Origin of the sequence: Pseudomonas sp. MB-090624, assembly GCF_003205245.1 — a bacterium.
Taxonomy (GTDB): Bacteria; Pseudomonadota; Gammaproteobacteria; order Pseudomonadales; family Pseudomonadaceae; genus Aquipseudomonas; species Aquipseudomonas juntendi.
Map to the genome: position 1 here is coordinate 19,650 of NZ_QJRK01000020.1, position 17,612 is coordinate 37,261.

General features: G+C 54.4%; 11 protein-coding genes. 5 read left to right on the top strand and 6 right to left on the bottom strand.

Features of this window, described 5'->3' with window-relative positions; translation table 11 throughout:
• Positions 1 to 294 precede the first annotated feature (294 nt).
• Both DMX12_RS12765 and DMX12_RS12770 read left to right on the top strand, forming a co-directional pair.
• Positions 295 to 1,398, top strand: a complete 1,104-nt coding sequence (locus DMX12_RS12765) for a hypothetical protein (protein ID WP_146226825.1) — start codon at positions 295 to 297, stop codon at positions 1,396 to 1,398.
• Positions 1,399 to 1,422: 24 nt separating this feature from the next.
• Positions 1,423 to 2,277, top strand: a complete 855-nt coding sequence (locus DMX12_RS12770) for a glycosyltransferase family 2 protein (protein WP_110677900.1) — start codon at positions 1,423 to 1,425, stop codon at positions 2,275 to 2,277.
• A 144-nt stretch (positions 2,278 to 2,421) separates the two neighbouring features.
• Here DMX12_RS12770 and DMX12_RS12775 read toward each other — a convergent pair whose 3' ends face one another.
• The 6 genes from DMX12_RS12775 to DMX12_RS12800 all read right to left on the bottom strand — a co-directional run bounded on the left by DMX12_RS12775 (position 2,422) and on the right by DMX12_RS12800 (position 12,296).
• Positions 2,422 to 3,516: a hypothetical protein gene (locus DMX12_RS12775; protein ID WP_110677903.1), complete on the bottom strand. Its 1,095-nt coding sequence runs from the start codon at positions 3,514 to 3,516 to the stop codon at positions 2,422 to 2,424.
• A complete protein-coding gene (locus DMX12_RS12780; protein ID WP_146226826.1) occupies positions 3,513 to 4,928 on the bottom strand; it encodes a glycosyltransferase in 1,416 nt (471 codons plus the stop codon). Before DMX12_RS12780 ends, DMX12_RS12775 begins: the two co-directional genes overlap by 4 nt.
• Positions 4,925 to 7,357: a glycosyltransferase gene (locus DMX12_RS12785; RefSeq protein ID WP_110677907.1), complete on the bottom strand. Its 2,433-nt coding sequence runs from the start codon at positions 7,355 to 7,357 to the stop codon at positions 4,925 to 4,927. The genes DMX12_RS12780 and DMX12_RS12785 overlap by 4 nt, the downstream gene beginning before the upstream one ends.
• Positions 7,354 to 9,825 carry a glycosyltransferase family 2 protein gene (locus tag DMX12_RS12790; RefSeq protein ID WP_110677908.1) on the bottom strand — a complete coding sequence of 824 codons (2,472 nt, stop codon included), beginning with the start codon at positions 9,823 to 9,825 and terminating at the stop codon, positions 7,354 to 7,356. Before DMX12_RS12790 ends, DMX12_RS12785 begins: the two co-directional genes overlap by 4 nt.
• Before the next feature lie 144 nt (positions 9,826 to 9,969).
• Positions 9,970 to 11,397, bottom strand: a complete 1,428-nt coding sequence (locus tag DMX12_RS12795) for a DUF4214 domain-containing protein (RefSeq protein WP_110677910.1) — start codon at positions 11,395 to 11,397, stop codon at positions 9,970 to 9,972.
• 17 nt (positions 11,398 to 11,414) lie between these two features.
• On the bottom strand, positions 11,415 to 12,296 hold the full coding sequence (locus DMX12_RS12800) for a hypothetical protein (RefSeq protein WP_110677912.1): 882 nt from the start codon (positions 12,294 to 12,296) through the stop codon (positions 11,415 to 11,417).
• 532 nt (positions 12,297 to 12,828) lie between these two features.
• Between DMX12_RS12800 and DMX12_RS12805 the strand changes: the two genes are divergently transcribed.
• Genes DMX12_RS12805 through DMX12_RS12815 form a run of 3 tightly spaced genes read left to right on the top strand, consistent with a single transcriptional unit; the run spans position 12,829 to position 17,396 of the window.
• Entirely contained in the window at positions 12,829 to 14,646 is a 1,818-nt protein-coding gene (locus DMX12_RS12805; RefSeq protein WP_110677914.1) for a type I secretion system permease/ATPase, read from the top strand.
• Positions 14,647 to 14,658: 12 nt separating this feature from the next.
• Positions 14,659 to 15,984, top strand: coding sequence for an HlyD family type I secretion periplasmic adaptor subunit (locus tag DMX12_RS12810; protein ID WP_054911851.1), 1,326 nt, complete (start codon positions 14,659 to 14,661; stop codon positions 15,982 to 15,984).
• On the top strand, positions 15,981 to 17,396 hold the full coding sequence (locus tag DMX12_RS12815; protein WP_054911852.1) for a TolC family outer membrane protein: 1,416 nt from the start codon (positions 15,981 to 15,983) through the stop codon (positions 17,394 to 17,396). Before DMX12_RS12810 ends, DMX12_RS12815 begins: the two co-directional genes overlap by 4 nt.
• Positions 17,397 to 17,612: the final 216 nt, after the last annotated feature.

A 17,612-nucleotide genomic window follows, 5' to 3' on the forward strand; every position in this document is an offset into this window, starting at 1 on the left:
GCGGTCTCCGCCAAGCTTGTGCACAGCATCTCTGGAGCGAATTATCTGTAAGGCCGTTGGTGGTTGCGCTGAGCCCGCCACATGCACGTATGCCTTGGGCAAAGACGATGACACATCTAGTAACATGTGGAAAAAGTGAGCGCTGACGTAAATTTGACGAATACGCAAGGTAGAGGCAAGAAAATTGGAAAATTACAGGTCACTGAAAAAAAGTCTGGTAATGGATGAGTACAGAGTTGCCATGTTGGGAAATGTAATGTATTTTGAAAATTTGAGAATTGGGTAAAAGTAGGAATGGAAATTTTTTATAAAAATAAAGATGTAATTATATCTAATAGTTTTTATGATACTGAACTTTTAGTCATCTCTTTCTGTCCGCTGATTGATGAGAGGCAGACAATGACTAAAGATAGTGGTTTCGGTAAGGTTTTTTTTGAAAATAAAAAAATTTCATGCATTTATGTGATACCCACATGGAATCATTGGTATCAATATGAGTATATGCAGGATGCTCTTGAGATTGTCAAAGTCATAGCGAAAGGGTTCAAGAAAGTCGTGTTGTACGGTGTTAGCATGGGCGGCTACGGGGTCTTAAAATATGCTAATTACCTGAAGGCATGCGATGTGATTTCGATATCGCCGCAAGCGGCGGTCACCGGCGCGCAGTCTGAGTTCGATAGTAGATTCCTACAGTTCTGGAACAAAATTGATTATAAGTCTGACAGCTGGCATGCAGAAAATAATTTTCCTCTGAATATCACAATATTTTATGACCGCTATCACCTTGAAGACAGTCGTCATGCTCGACTTGTTTCAAACTATATCAAACATGCCAAGCTAATTAGCTTGCCATTTTCAGGGCACGAGGTATTCGCAGTATTAAATGAGTCGGGCATTTTATCTGACTTCATTTTCTCTTTGTTGAGCGCTAATGTTGATTACGCCGTGTTGCTCTCTAAGTACAGGCGAAATCGCGCAAAATCAGGTGTGGCGTGGATGTACGCTGCACGGAATTCACTCACAAGGAACCGTGTAAACGCTGCAGGTAGGCTTTACAAGAAGTCGATAGACGTAATTGAGTGGCGGAAATTAAACGGTTTAAGCATTGATGCAGCTAAGGCGAAAATGACCTTGCTAAGTTTTGTTGACTACTGCTTCTCGACTAATAATTATGCTTGGTTTTACGATATGTACAAGCGATTTTCCAATCGCAAGATAATTAATGTTGATTTGACTGAGCATTACATAGAGTGCTGCTTCCTGAGCGGTGACGGCAATGCGTTCATCGCTGCTGTACAGGAACTGGATAAATCAGGCAAAGCCCGGTCACCCAAGGTGGCCCATCTAACCAAGCAGGCCATTGAAAAAAGTATCGCAGCGGCTTCTGATTTTCATTAATGGCTAAAGAGAAGGACGAGGATTATGGTCGGCGGAAAAAAAACGGGCTGTGGTATCGTTACGTTCAATCGTCCACACCTTCTGTTGAAGCTTTATAAGTCGCTGCCGCATGATATCTTGGATGTTATACATATTGTCAATGATGGGGAGTGGTACGATTCTTTTGAAGTCATCCCTACTCATCTAATAAGTCACAATTCTAGAAATTTAGGTGTTGGAAAGTCTAAGAATAAAGCCTTGCAGCACTTATTAGATCAGGGCTGTGAGCACATTTTTCTAATAGAGGATGATATATTCATTAAGGATGTGCGTGTTTTTGAAGCTTATGTCGAAGCGTCGAATTGGTCCGGCGTGCAACATCTAAATTTTAGCCAACATGGCCGGATGAATAAAACCCGCGAGGGTGCTCCAAAGCCTGTTGCAAGCGTGAGCTGTGACGGAGTAGCAACAATCTTGCTGTATAGGCATTGCGTTGGAGCTTTTTCTTATTACACCAGGCATTCCTTACTCATGAGTGGTCTGATGGACACGAGTTTTCATAATGCTCTGGAGCACGTCGATCATACATTAGAAATTATCAAGCGCTCCATGCATCCACCTTTTTGGTATTTCGCCGATATTGTCGACTCTGGCCGATATATTGGGGATGAGGAATGGAGTTTGGAGCAGTCCACGATCAGTTCAGGTGATCACCATCAACATGAAGTTGCTGAGGCGGTGAGGATATTCACGCTTAAACACGGGTGCGCGCCAAGCGAGCTTCCGCTGGCCCCTGAATGGGAAGTGCGTGAGACCTTACTTAAAATAAAAGATATGTATGGTGAAAGGACGGGTATGCATGCCTCAAAAGAAAAAAAGATGCTCGATTTAATAGTGTGATATCGACAGCCCAATCCGAAGGGTGTCATTTTCTGAACCGCACTCATCACTTCAGTCGAAGTTGGTGATGCAATGCGGGTTGTATATGTTCTTATATTAGGCAAGCCAGATGGGCTGTGCAGCCCTTCTGACTTTTTCAATCCCCTACAGTATTGCGAGTACATTCCTGATAGGATTGCGATGCTGAGGGCCTGCTAGAATTTGGCTTAGCGCTAAATCGAATCCTTCGACATTGAAGCTGTGCAGTTTACCAGTCACCGGGACTTGAAACTCTGTATTTTTAAGTTCATCCGGCGAACTAAAGAAGGCTGCGCGTTCAAGTGAGTTAGTCACGCCTTCAAGTGATTTATTTCGATAGATGGCGAGAGGTACATTATACATCTCGTACTCGAGGATGCAGGTCGAGACTGTAGACACACCTGCTTTCGCGTGCTTGATCAGCTCCTCCGTGGTGTCAATCGAGTGGAAATAGATTTCCTTGTCATGGCCGTATCGTAGAAGGTTGGAAGGTTTAGCACCTAGCATATAATGAATTAAGTTCTGTTTATTCAATTCTGCTGGATGAGCAGCCCATATGTACAGTTTCTGAGGGTTGGCTCTTGCTAGCTCGAATAAAGATTGAGCGATTGTTCGCTGGTCCTCGAAGTTATACAGGTACCAGTTGGTGTTGGTAGTGATAACGGTGTAGTCAGGCACGACAGGGGTATCAGTCTTTTTCAGAGAGACTTCTCGATAGCGCGGATATCCCACTTCCGCATTATCGAACCAGCTCACTTGATGATCAGCAAAAGAGGGGACCGGAAAGCCTGCGCCCAGGGTGTGTGAAGCTGTATTAACGAACACGGAATCGTCTGATAAATTGAATCCTATCTGAAATAGCCCGTGGGGTACTTCAATGATCGGCATGTTCATCACTGCACAGGCTTTCAAAACTGACAAAATGTCAGCGTTCAACACAGGACTGATATGTCCGACTGTGGTGATTGCGGCAGAAAAAGCACCGACCAGCATGATTGCAGATTTGGCGTCTGACGTGATTTTGATATTTGTTGGTAGGTTATAGTCAGTGGCTAAATGGTAATCGCGCTGCGGAGAGTTATTATAGATTAGATAGTCAAATTTTGAGCCCGTAGCGGATAAAATCGCAAGCTCCACCTGAGAGAAATTGTTGGTGATATAGAGAATCGTCTGTTTTGAGATTTTCTGTTGGGGGGTATAAGATTTGATGGCGATAGTCATTGTTCACCCAGTACATGCTGTTTGATTACAGATTCTCTAGCTTTCAAAGATACCCTATGTAGTACTTTGGGGTCTTTGATAAGTTTTTCCAACTGGGTAAACCACTCATTTTGAGACTCACACAGCCAGCCATTTACGCCATGTGTTATCGCTGCCTTGAACTCATCACGAGGACTGGCGATAACAGGGACGCCTTGCGAACCACATTCTATAAATTTAATGTTTGATTTGGCATTATTGAAAATGGTGTTTTCCAGTGGTGCAAGTGCAATGTCATGTTGCGAAATGATGGTGAGCATTTCATCAAAGTTGACACGGGAGACGGTTTTTACATGCGGATTGAAAATTTCGATAGGTGCAGAATGGCTTCCGGTATTGCCCAGAAATGTAATTTCAAAGCTATCGGGATAGAGCTGCGCCAGCCTAATAAGCGGACCCTGAGCAATAGAGTAATCCTTTTTGTGCGTGGCGGTGCCCGACAGATAGAGAATTTTGAGTTTTCGGCGAGGTAGATCGTTCAGTCTAACAACGCAGTCCTGCTTGGCGCGCACCATACTGGCCAGGATTTGGTTTTTATGGACCTCTACAGGTTTTGAGAGGTGATGCATGGCTTTTGCAATCAGATCCGTACTGCAACGGAATCCATCGGCGTACAATAGGAAAGCAGACTTTCCCATGATGTTATTTCTTGCGGCATCGACAGAGCGGCCTTCGCTGGATCTAACATGTCCTAGGTACTCCGCATGTTCAGGTACCAACAGGTCATCGTAGTCAAGGATCACTTTAACGCCAATATTTTTGGCCAGCTCGATCAGGTACAGTGAGGTTTCATTGTGTTCGGGGCGGGAGAAAATCAATTCCTTGCAATTGAATATTGCACGGACTAGTTTCAGGATTTCAGTTTTCCCGTGATACACAAGGTTTTTCTTTAGCTTTTTCGATTGGAAAAGGCAGCGGTAAACGAAAGAACCATCCCGACGTGGAGCACTTGATAGAAACAAAGTGGCTTGATGATCAATTCGGAATGCCTGATGATGCTTGAGTAGCCCTGGTCGTTTAAGTTCGCGGGATTCGTTGAAGCCATAAGTAAAGTAGTGGTCGGCAGCCAGCATGCCGCTGTGCTGTACATCTGGATATTTATCAAAATATTGCTGCTGGTTAATAATGCAGCGGTATATATAATCAGGTTCAATATCCTGCCGGTCGCGCATTAGCTGCTCGACAAATTTTTTATTGGGATCTAGTGAGGGAACAAACTTCAACGTTTTCACTTTAGCAACCACATTTCCCACAGGTGAAGCTATTGGTTCGAGTTTAGGTGCCTCGGTTGTCGCCGTGCTTGGATCTTTGAGTGCGCCGGAAGCGCCAGATGGGCCGGGCTGCAAGGCACTTGATGTTTTCTTGGTTGTCACGATAGTTCCTTCGCGCTGGCGGCTGAGTTAGTTGTTAACAATGGTATTGCGCTTTTCCGGCTCGTCATCGAATCTCTGGGCGGTAATGCCAGCGCTCCGTAAGGACCGCTCAGATAGTCCAAAGCCATCGACGGGTTGTAGAAGAGATCGCGGAGGCTGATGTCTGCCCATTTTTCCATAAAGTTTCTTTGCTCTCTAGCTGCTCGTGCCTTCTTCTCAGCAGTGCCATCCTTGCCCCTACTCGCTGACTCAGCATGAATTAGTAGGGCAAATGCACTCCAAATCGCATGCAGGCCCCTCTGTTGGATCCGCAAGCAAAGATCCACGTCATTGAACGCAACCGGGAACTCTCGCTCATTCAACCCATTGACTGAATCGAAAACCGACTTGCGCAATAGTAAGCATGCCGCTGTTACAGCACTTTGTCGGTGGGTAATCTGATTCATGCCTAGATAGCCAGCATCCCGTTGTTCAAGATCGTTGCCAGTGTGCGCCGCCAGGCCGTTGATCCCCACAGTTACACCGCCGTGTTGCACCATTTTATTCGGCCAAAGCAATTTGGCGCCCACCACGCCAACCCCCGGTCGCAGCAGTTGTGCAACCATCTCTTTCAACCAGCCTGCCTCTATAATCTCGATATCGTTGTTCACCAACCCAATCAGTTCGCCAGTGGCAATCCCCACTGCACGGTTATTGATCGTCGAGTAATTGAAGGGATAGGGATGAGGCAGCACGGTTACACCGCGCGTAGCCAGCTCGGTTAAGTATGCTACGGTCTGTGATTCCCTGGACTGGTTATCAACAACAATAATTTCCAGGTTTGGGTAATCCGTGTCGTTTAAGAGCCCTTCGATGCAGGCATGCAGCAGCTTGTATTGGTCCCGCGTTGGCACGATAAGGCTCACGCGGGGTAGTTGCGCTGGTAAAGGCCAGTGGGCTCGAAACAGTGCCGGGTAGTCAGCGACTTGGCTCACCGTGGCACCAGGTGCCAGCTGTTCACACAACCATTCAATAGCCTGCAGACGCTGTTGCGAAGGCTGGCTCTGCTCCGGGCTCGCAGGTGCATGGGCAGCGCGATGGTAAAGCACGCGAGGCAAGTGCGTAACCTGCGCTCTGGTGTTCTGTGTGGCCAACGCAATGCCGACTGGGAGGTCGTGCCAGCTTACAGAACCATCTGCTTGACGGCCCTTGAGCAGCGCCAAGGCTTGTTTGATAATGTTCGCGCTGTAGATTGCTCCAGGGGTGAAAATATCAGCGCCGATAAACAGGTCGATATCCCACACCGGTTTCAGCCACGGCAGGCTGCGCTCCCCCTGCGGACCGTCGCGATCGCAGTCGGCGAATGCCCATGCGCTCTCATCGTCAAGCAAGGCACTCAGGTGCGCCAGCGCCAGAGGCGCCAACCTATCGCCCGCCACCATTGGCAGGATGCGATCGCAGTCGCCTTCAAGCAGTTGAGTGAGCGCTGGCAAGAGATTGCATGGGGGGGCGATAGCAACTGCATGCGCGCCAGCGTTGCAGGCACCCAGACTGTTCAGGCTTATTTGTTCCAGTGCCGTATCGCCGTCGCTCAGCAGCAGCACCCCCAACTTGCCTTGTAGCGGCGGTAAGGGCAGTGTGTCCAGGCGCTGGAACACCTCGAACCATTGAGGGTAGTGATGCCAGCCTGCACTTTTCGGCAGGCGCATGGTTTGGTCCTTGGCAACCTCAGTCAGCAGGGCCACCGTTGCGGCATCGTGTGCCTGATCCAATTTCTGGAGCAGCCCTTCAACGCCCTCCGGCCAGCAGCACAAGCGAATGGGGCTACCAGCCAGTGGCTGGCCAAGATCATTGACGATTTCCAGCACATGCACCTTGCCATCGGCCAACTCCCAGGGCAGATCGATGCCGAAACCGTGGTCACTTGTGGCGCGGTACGCCAAGGCCTGGTTGTGCTCATTACATACCGCCCGACCAACCACTTGATCGCCTTCCCGTACCGTAACCTCCACATGTCGATCAGGTGCCTTTGGATCCCAGCACCAACCACCGACACGCAAGCCGCCTGTATGCCAAACCTGGGACGCAATCGAGGCACTGTCGTCACTGGGTGCTGCCGGGAGCGACAGTTGACCTTCCAATTCGAAGGACTGGTTGGCGATGCGTGCGGTGATCAAGCATGCCTCGTCAAGCCAGCGCTGGCGCAATTGCACGGCAAAGCCATGGTACTGGTCGCCCATTGGCGCGTTAGGCTCATATTGGTCGGCGCGTGCCAGAGCAACGCTGGCTCCATCGATGAACACCTCGATGACAGGCCGGTTTTCCGGTTGCGTGTTGTCCATCGCCCAGCCGTGCAGTACGTCCCCCTGAAGGCCAAATATGGCGCCGCTGAAGGCGGGTAGGGCGACCGGCTGAGCCGTTTGCTTTTGATCCAGAAGGTGTTCGGTCATTGGAGCAGGCTCAGGGTGAAAGGCAAGGCGGTCAGGGCTGCGGCCCCTGTGTCGCTTGCCAACAAATTGGAGGGTGCGAACAGCGGTATACCCAGCTGGGCTGCCAAGCGAGGGGCCGCCCAGTCGCTGCCAGGATATTCAGCCAGGCTGAGCACAGCATCACATCCGGCGGCTTGGGCTCGCTCGGCCAAGGTGAAGCCATTCAAGTCGGGCAGCACATGAACGGAACCGGTGGCTTGCAGTTGTTTCAGCAGGGGGCCATCGCTTGGCGCAACCAAACGGATGGACAATTCCGCGCGTTTAATATGCCTTGCAACATCCAGCCAATGCTGGGCAATGCTGGCATCGCGCAGGCTGTCACCAATGACGAGTGATTGAGGCATATGCACAGTCAACCCCCTGGTTACCGCAGTCGCTTCTATTACTAACTTGGAATCTGGCAGCGCATCGCTGTAAACAGGTTGTAGCGCTGGCCATGGCAACTGAACGCTAGCCGCTTCGCGAGCAAAACGCCGCCAGTCATAATCACCCCTCGAATCGAGCAAGCGGTCGTCGTTGCACAGAATGCGGTACGGAATGTCCAGCATTGCCGGCAGATCACATAAGCCAATCGGGCAGCGGGCAAGGTTCTGGAACAACATTGCCTGCAATGGCAGGCTGCGCAGGCATTCGACCAAGTGAGTGAAATCGCCCGGCAGTTCGTACTCCAGATTCAGAGGCAAGGGGCACAATGGGGCGGTCAGCACTACCCAAGTTCGATGACTGCTGTGGTGATAAGCCAAGCTGAAAGCGGCATCGTCATTTGGGCCATCGTGGATGTAGAGCGTTCTGTCCTCACCCATCTGCCAACTGAGATTTCGCTCGCTCGCCGGTTTACGTACCAAGTGCTCAAGGCGCGCTTGCTGTAAAGCCTGGCGTGCAGGCTTGATAGGGTCGCGCAGGCAGAATGCTTGATAGCTGCTGGATGCGTCGGGGTACCGTTGGCGCAAGGTTGCGTTGTTCACCGCCACCCGCATTACCTTCTCGGCACCGAACGAAATACCACCCTGGTGTGCCACAAACACGTTAGGCGCCCCCATGTGCCGCCAGCCTTGGCTGCGGGCGCGCAGGCACCAGTCGGTTTCTTCACCGTAGCCCCGAGCCAGGTGTACTTCGTCCAGGTAGCCCACCTGGTCCAGTGCGGCCCGCTTGATATACAGGCAAAAGCCGCAGCCCGTCTCGATTTCAACGGGTGGGCTGGCCACCTGCCGGGCGAGTTCATCCAGTTCGGCCTGAGCCTTGGCGCTGGGCATTTCGTGGCAGATCTGGCTACGGGGGAAGCTCATGAGCTCGCCGTTATTGGTGAACGGCGTTACCGACGCAATGCGTTTGTCGCTATAAGCAACTGCACGCAACCGATCCAGCCAGGCGCCGTGCACGCGGGTATCTGCGTTGAGCCACACTACGTCCTTGTTCGGGCTGAGGGCCATGGCGCGGTTCATGGTACGGATGAAACCGAGATTGACCGCGTTGTTGATCAACGTGATCTTGCCCTTGGCAGCAAGCACCTTGAGTGCCTTGGCCAGGGCAGGGACCGGCGTCTTGTCTTCGATAACCACCAGGCGGTGCGGGGTGCGGTTCAATTTGCGGGCGTCCAGCGCGCTGTTGATGCACTCCAGTGTTTCCTCAAGGCCGTTATAGACCGGAATCAGCACATCCACTGGGTTGTTTTCGCCGCCACCTACGCTAGCAGGCGGAACGAAGACCGGCATGGCGTAAACCGGGCTGCCTTGCAGGGGCATGCCGTTGGTAAATTGTATGTGCACCGCAGGGGTGGGGTTCGGTACGCTCACCCGCAAACCACCATGGGTCGCTGGGAGCCCCGCTGCACCAAGCAGCGGGTGGGCGGCGCTGGCAGTCGCGTTAATGCGGGCGCCATTGGCTTCAATCTGCAGCGCTGCGGGCGCTTGCAGATTCTGCAAGTCGATCGCCCAGCCCTGAATTTCCTTCTGTTCCGGCAGATAGCGCACAACACCAATAGTGCCCGGAGCGTCGCTTTGCGCCGCCAGCAGCTTGACTACTAACCCGAGCTCTTTACCTGTCTGGATATCGGGCAAGTGGGCCAGGATTGTGCGTCGCAACTCGGCAGGCGTTTCTGACCGGCTACGAGCCTCCCAAAGGGTCAGCCGCAGCGCCAGATCGTTGGGTTGAAGTTTCCAGGCATTTGTAAGGTAGCGCGTGGCCATCTCGAAGTGGCCTTGCGCCAGTAGGCTGCGCCCCACCAACGCGTGAACGTCGGCCCGCTCGGGCAATGCCCTGGCGGCATTGGCAAAATATAAAAAAGCCAGCTCGGGCGTCTGCGGCAAGGCCGCGATGCCTTTCCATACGAGTGCTTCGGCCCGATACTCGGGAACCTGCAACGCACGTTCGAGTGCAGTTGCCGCCGCGTCATGCTCGTTGGCCTGACGGTGGCGGTGGAAGATGCCCATGAGCGTCTCTCGCCCATGGTCGAGTTGTCTGGACATAAGCTTGGCTTGGCTACAGATAATAAAAAGAGGGGCGACCCGAAAGTCGCCCCTTTGGCATATGCCCGGCCCTGAGGCCGGACATACGCAGCGCTACAGCAGGGCTAGTTACACTTGGCCGTGCAGTACAACGACGTTGTCGATGTGAGCGATAGCTTCGGCGGAACCAACGATGCCCAGAGCTACGTCGGCGTGGGTGCCGCCGTTCTCCAGTACAGCTTCCCAAGCAGCTTTGCCAGCGTCGTCAGCAGCACGGCCGGTAGCCGACTGGTACAGAGCGTCAATGAAGTCGCTGTTGGACTTGTCGGTAGCTTCAACCGAACCAACGATGCCTTTGGCAACGTCTGCGCGGCTGGTGCCGTTGAACAGCTGGGACACCCAAGCGTCCAGGCCAGCTTCGTCGGCTTCGCGGCCCAGAACGCTGGTGTACAGGTCACGGACGAAGTCGCCATTGGACTGGTCGCGGTCCTGAGCTTCCTCAGACACAGCGATAGCTGCAGCTACGTCGGCCAGCGAAGCGCCGTTGGCCAGTACAGCCTGCCATGCATCGGAGCCAGCTTCGTCAGCGTCGCGGCCCAGCAGGGTGTTGTACAGGTCGTTGATGCTGGCTTCGGTAGCAGCACCGCCGAACTCGGCAGAGTTCAGGAACTGGTTGGCGATGTCAGTCAGCGAAGTACCTTCGTTCACCAGGCCGGTGAATGCCTTGGCGCCTTCAAGGTCAGCGTCGCGACCCAGGATGCCTTGGTACAGGCGCAGGGCTGCTGCTTCTTCGTCGCTGTGAGCCAGGGCTACAGTGTCACCGTTGGCGAACGACAGGAACTCAGCGTTGCTGATAGCAGCGGTCTGGTTGCCGGTCAGGTTCACGGTGAAGTTGTTGCCGACTGCGAAGTCGTAGTCTTCGGCAGAGCCGTCCAGTTGAACAACGTCGTAACCTTCGCCAGTGTTGACGATGTCAGCGTGGTTGCTGCCGCTCAGGATGACAGTGTCATTGCCCGAACCGGTGGTCACGTTGTTGTTGCCAGCGCCAGCGATAACTACGTTGTCGCCATTGCCGGTAACGATGGTGTCGTTGCCGTCGCCAGCGTCGATCAGGGTGTTCTGGTCGCCTTTAACGGTGATTACGTCGTCACCGTTGCCGGTAGCTACTACCAGTTCGATAGCCGAGGTGTCGACCGCAGCCAGTGCGAAGGCTTGAACGTCGGCAGCTGGGGCAGCAGCTTGGCCTTCCAGGTTCACGACCAGGTTGGCGTCGCTCTGCAGGTGGTAAACGCTGGCGCCAGCAGCTTCAGCTGCGGCCAGGTCCAGTACCACGGTGTCGCCTTTAACGCCTTCAACAGTGCCTTGAACGATGCTGGCAGCACCGGATTCTGGCAGCTGAACGGTAGTGCCGGTGATACCAGCAACCGAAACGGTCTCTGCGTTATCCAGGTTCAGCAGGCTGTTGATGGCCTCGATGGTGGAGTCGGACAGGTTGGCGCTTTCGGCGGTCAGAGTAGCTTGTACGTCGCTGCTCGATACGGGATTATCGTATTGCATGGTGTATTCCTGTTACTTCAGGCCGGTTGGCCTGCTGCAATAGTAGTCTGCTCAGTTGCAGAGTTTTCCCACGGAGACTTAAGGCGGGCAGCGTTCATCTTCGTAACGGGGGTCAGGGCGATATGCAGCGCCACCAGCGGCTCGTTGCCGGTGGGGCCATGCATCATCTGATTGGCGACCAGGCGTTGTGGTTCGGCATTGCCGAACACCACAACGCCAGTCAATTCGTAGTGTTTGCGCAGAGGGCCGACCAGGCTGAAACCAACACACAGTAGTGGTAGGCCCTGCGCCTTGGCGCCGACGAACGTCCCCGTCGACACATTGCGACAAGGCCCTGAGCCAGCCACCATGCAGGTGTAGAGCAAATCTACGCCTACCGGTTTTTCAGCCCATTCGACGGCAAACGATTCAATGAAGTCTTCGGTACCGGGTGCACCTACCCAACCCTCATTGGAGGTTACCTCACCCGCCTTTTTCAGGTGGGCGGTAAGCGTGATGGGCAAGGGTTTGGCGCTGGCAGCAATGGCCTGGGCTGGCTCAGCAGTCGCGACAACGGCATAGGTGCGCATGATGGCCGGCGAGGTATCAATGCGGTCGATGCGAAGGTCGATCGGGTCGATCACTTCGTCGAACATGTGGTATTCGGTAATCAGAACGGTGGTTACACCACCTTTGACCCGAGCCACAATGGTGTCGCCCAGTTTGGTCAGCATGTTTTTGCTGACGCCCTCGGCGGGGAAGAAGTCGATGGAGCCTTTGCCCAATGGTGCTTGCTGTAGAGCGATGCACACGGGCTTGTCGGCAGGTGGCTGCGAGGCGTAGCGGAAGATGTACATGCCCGGCTCGAGCAGCGTAACCCGGGAACTGATTTTCAGGCCGTCAAGGGTCTGCGAAGGCATAGACATGGCGTTGTTAAGCTCCTTTTAAGCAAAAACACTGGTAGCTAACTTGCTCAAACCCGTGCGTGCACCAAGCGGCCGGTTAAGGCTCCCTGCGAGTGGCGAAGATGCCGTCCGAGGGAAGGGTTGTCAACCAAGAAATCTAAAAAAAATTTCATATCCTTCCGGAACTTAGCGCTGGCTTTCGCGCTCTCGAGGGGCTGGTTTTAGTACCCGACAAAAATAATAGGGTTACCCAGGCTGGAGAGAAATATCTGAAAAATCAGCAGCCTATCCAAAGCGCTACGCAGGTTTCGCCTCGGCCTGATTTTTTTGACTAAGCCTTTGCAGGAAGGTTTGACCTACTAGCCGTTTGTCGCCTTGTGTTGCGTCTGGCGAACGGTGGAGGTTCAGGGCCGGATTGCTCAGCAAACTTTCATGAATAATCGCGGCTGGTCGGGGAACGAGCTGGTTTCCGGATAATCTGAGAGCCAGACGTACCCATGCGGGTGTTACACTGCCTGCCGCTTCCGCCTTCCTCAGTATGGATACCATGAGTTCACAATCCGAAAATAATCTGCAAGCTGCCCTTAAAGCTTGTAAAAGCAGCTTCCTTTCGGTCGGTTTCTTCAGCTTCTTCGTCAACGCGCTGATGCTGGTGCCTACCTTCTTCATGATCCAGGTATCGGGTCGAGTCGTGCCCTCCAGCAGCACTTCAACATTGCTCATGTTGACGCTGATCCTGACCGTGCTGCTACTCACAATGGGGGCACTGGAGTGGGTACGTTCTCGCATCATGGTTCGTATCAGTAACCGTCTGGATGTTTTGCTCAGTCGGGATGTATACCGTGCAAGCTTCAAGCGCGCGCTGACCAGTGGTGGTGCGGATGCAACTGCGCAATCCTTGAATGACCTCACAGCCTTGCGCCAATTTTTTACTGGGCCAGGCTTGTTTGCTTTCTTCGATGCTCCCTGGTTTCCAATTTACACCATCGTGATGTTCCTCTTTCACCCGTGGTTCGGCTGGATGACGCTGGCGTGTGGTGCCGTTCTGTCGGTGCTGGCTGTCGTCAACCACCGTCTTACAGGGCAGGCGTTGGCTGCGGCCAACAAAGAGAACGTGGCTTCCAACGTGGTAACGACCAAGACGCTGCGTAACGCCGAAGTGATCGAGTCTATGGGTATGCTCGAGACGCTGATGAACCGGTGGGCTAAACGCCAACGCAACATCATGATGCTGCAGTCACAGGCCAGTGACAAAGGTGGGATCGTAAGCTCTACCTCTAAAACGTTCCGTATGTGGTCGCAGTCGATCATGCTGGCCATTGGTGCGTATCTTGTCGTTACCCACGAAATCAACCCCGGGTTGTTAATGGCGGGCTCGCTGCTGCTGGGGCGTGCGCTAGCGCCGATCGACCAGATGATCAGCAGCTGGAAAGGCTTTGTCGCAGCCAAAGTGCAATATGACCGCCTCAACAAAGTGATGGATGACCTGAACAATGAGCCTGAGCGTATGCCATTGCCTGCGCCAGAAGGCCACATCCAGGTCGAGAACCTGATCGTAGCGCCCCCTGGTGCCAAAGCTCCTGTATTGCGAAGCATCAGTTTTGTAGCGCCGGCAGGTTCAATCGTGGGCATCGTTGGCCCGAGTGCGGCAGGCAAATCCACGCTGGTGCGCGCATTGATGGGGATCTGGCCGCCGCAGCATGGCGTGGTGCGTCTTGATGGCGCCGATATTGCCAGCTGGGATAAACAGGCGCTGGGCCCGTATGTGGGCTATTTGCCGCAAGACATCGAACTGTTCGAGGGCAGCATCAGCGAAAACATCGCGCGGTTCGACAAGGTTGACCCTGAAAAAGTAGTGCAAGCCGCGCAAATGGCAGGTGTGCATGAAATGATCCTGATGTTGCCAGATGGCTACGACACGGTCATTGGTAGTGAGGGCGTGAACTTATCGGGCGGTCAGCGCCAACGGATCGGTCTGGCGCGCGCCATTTACGGCAACCCGCGCCTGATCGTGCTCGACGAGCCGAACTCCAACCTGGACGATGTGGGCGAGCGTGCATTGGGCGTGGCCCTGCAAAAGCTCAAGGAAACTGGCGCCACGGTATTTATCGTCTCTCACCGCCCCAATATCCTTACCCGCCTGGACCGTATTCTGGTAATGGCCGGCGGCACCATTTCGCTGTACGGCGAGCGCGATCGCGTTATCGCTGAACTGGCCGCCCAGCAAGCCAAGCTTCAGCAGCGTGGGGCGCAAGCGGCGGCTGCCCAGGCGCCTGCCACTGCGCCAACTGCTCCACCCGCGCCAGATGCTGCCCCTGCTGGGCCGGCGGCGGTTGTGCCCGCCACTACCAGTACTGGCGTTTGAAAGGACTTCTAGATGAGCAGTAAAGCAATTACAAATTTCGACCACAATTTCGATGACATGCCAACGTCGGACCGCGGTATACGCCGGATTGGTTTGACCATCGTCTTTGTCACCTTCGGCATTTTCGGTACCTGGGCGGCTTTCGCCCCTTTGAGCAACGCAGTGCACGGCACCGGCGTGGTCACCGTGCAGAACTATCGCAAAACCGTGCAGCACCTGGAAGGCGGTATCGTCAAAGAGTTGCATGCCCGGGATGGTGACTTGGTGAACAAAGGGGACCCGCTGATAGTGCTGGACGAGTCACAGCTCAGCGCTGAATACGAGTCCACCCGCAACCAGCTTATCGTTGCACGCTATAAAGAGGCACGCCTGCGCGCCGAGCGCGACGGCCTGGCGTCGATCCCTTCGGTGACGATGGAGGGCACCGACTCCAGTCGTGCCCAGGAAGCGTTGGCCGGGGAGCAGCAAGTGTTCAAGGCGCGGCATGATTCTTTGCAGGGCGAAATTTCTGTCAACCGCGAGCGCATCCAGCAAATGCAGCAGCAGATTGCTGGCTTGAACGACATGATTCGCACCAAGACAGGCCTTGAGAAGTCCTATTCGGGTGAAATCAAGCAACTGAAAGAGTTGCTGGCGGAAGGGTTTGTCGACAACCAGCGGTTGCTGGAGCAGGAGCGTAAGCTTGACATGCTCAAGACCGAAGTGGCTGACCACCAGTCCAGCATCACCAAGACCAAGTTGCAGATTGGCGAGACCGAACTGCAAATCGTGCAGTTGAAGAAGAAGTTCGATGCCGATGTTGCCAAGGAGCTTTCCGACGTACAGGCTCAGGTGTTCGACCTGCAGGAAAAGGAAGCAGCGCTTCGCGATCGCCTTTCCCGCGTAGTTATCCGTGCCCCTGAAAGCGGCATGGTGCTGGATATGAAGGTGCACACCATTGGCGGTGTCGTCAGTGCCGCAACGCCGCTATTGGATATCGTGCCAGCGCAGTCCGAGCTTGTAGTAGAAGCCAAAGTAGCCCCGCGGGATATCGACCGGCTGGAATTGGGCAAAACTGCGGACGTCCGCTTCTCGGCTTTCAACCAGGCCACTACGCCGATCATCGAGGGTAAGCTGACGCGCATTTCGGCGGACAGCCTGGTTGATGAGCGCTCGGGCGATCAGTACTACCTGGTGCGCGTTAAAGTCACCGAAGACGGCATGAAGAAACTGGCCGGTCGCAAGCTGCAACCTGGCATGCCGGCCGAAGTCTTGATCAATGCAGGCGACCGCACCATGCTGCAGTACCTGCTGAAACCGGCGCGCAACATGTTCGCTGAATCGCTGATTGAGGAATGATCGTGCTGCGTTTGCTACCGGGAGTAATATTGTGCATGGTCGCCTGGCAGGCGGTGGCCGTGGAGGGGAGGGGTGGCGAAGGCGTTGCTCCGAAGGGCGTGTCGGCTTCTACTTATGCGTTGGACCTGGCCGGGTTGTACCGGGAGGCGCGCCTTGAAGACCCGCGGGTGTTGGCGGCTTACGCACGGGCGCGCTCTGCGAGTGAGCAGCAGCGTGCCGCGCTGGGTGGGTTATTGCCCCAGGTGTCGGCCAATGCCAACTCCAGCCGCATTCTGCGGAAGAACGAACTCGAGCGCGACATCTACAACACCGAAACCTATTCGCTCAGCTTGACCCAGTATCTGTACAACAAGCCGGCTTGGGAGCGTTACCAGAAGTCCAAGAGCTTAAAGGCACAGAAGGGGTTTGAGGCGGAGGATATCTTGGCGGAGGCCACGGTCGACCTGGCCAAGCGCTACTTCGTAGCGCTGGCGGCAGACGACGAGTTGGCCCTGGTCCAGGCGGAGCGCCGGGCCACCCAGAAAAACCTTGACCGCGTCAGTAGCATGTTCGACCGGCAAATGGCCAAGATCACCGACAAGCTGGATATGCAGGCGCGAGTAGACTTTTTGCTTGCGCAGGAAGTGGAAGCGCGCAACCAGGTGCAGGTCAGCCGCGAGGCGTTGGCCGAGATTGTCGGGCGCCCGATTACCGAGCCGCTTAGCCGGGTTCGTAATGACGTGGCGTTGCAGGCGCCTACCCGCCCCTTGCAGAACTGGGTCACTCAGGCTATTGAAACCAACCCGATGCTCAAGTCGTACCAAAGTGGAGCAGACGCAGCCACAGCGGCGGTGCGCGAAGGCAAGGGTGAGCACTATCCGCAGTTGGGCCTGAGCTTGACTGCGCAGCAGAACGACCAAGGTTATGACAACACCCAAACGCCGCGCAGTGACAGCTATGTAGCGTCGCTGGGGTTGAAAATCCCGATCTACAGCGGGGGTTCCACTTCTGCTCGGGTGCGTGGGCTGTACGATGATCAGCTGGCAGCTGAAGAGCAGTTGGAGGGCGTGCGGCGCCAGGTGGTCAAGGAAACTACCACTGCCTACCTTACCGCTCAGGCCGCTGTCGAGAAAATTCGCGCCAACCGCAATGCGTTGTCATCGGCGCAGCAGTCCAGCCTGGCGGCGCAGAAGGCATTTTCTTTCGGCGTGGTCAATGCCGTGGATGTGCTGACCGCAGTTCAGAACGAATTCAAGGCCCGGCGCGACCTGCTGAAAACTCAGTACGACTTCATCACCAACCTGTTTCTGCTGAACCGCTGGGCAGGGGAGTTGACCGAGGAAAGCGTCCACAATGTCAATGTCTGGCTTAGCCCGGTGCCTGAAACCAGCCTGCCGGGTGGTGATGTGGCGCGGGTCAATGCGCGCGGCTGATTGAGCGCCCGACGGCAGGCAGCGGTCCACATGGACCCCGCCTTCCGTTTCAGACCTTTCCTACACGCTAGATGCTGGCAAGCCATTGCGCGGGTACTTACTTTAGCTCATCAGCTAGGTCGTTCATCCGTTGCACCTTCCCCAAGGCGCTGGCCGGCAAGCCGTAAATGGCACAACCCGCCACGCGGTTATTTTGCGAGTCGAGTCCTCCGTCCG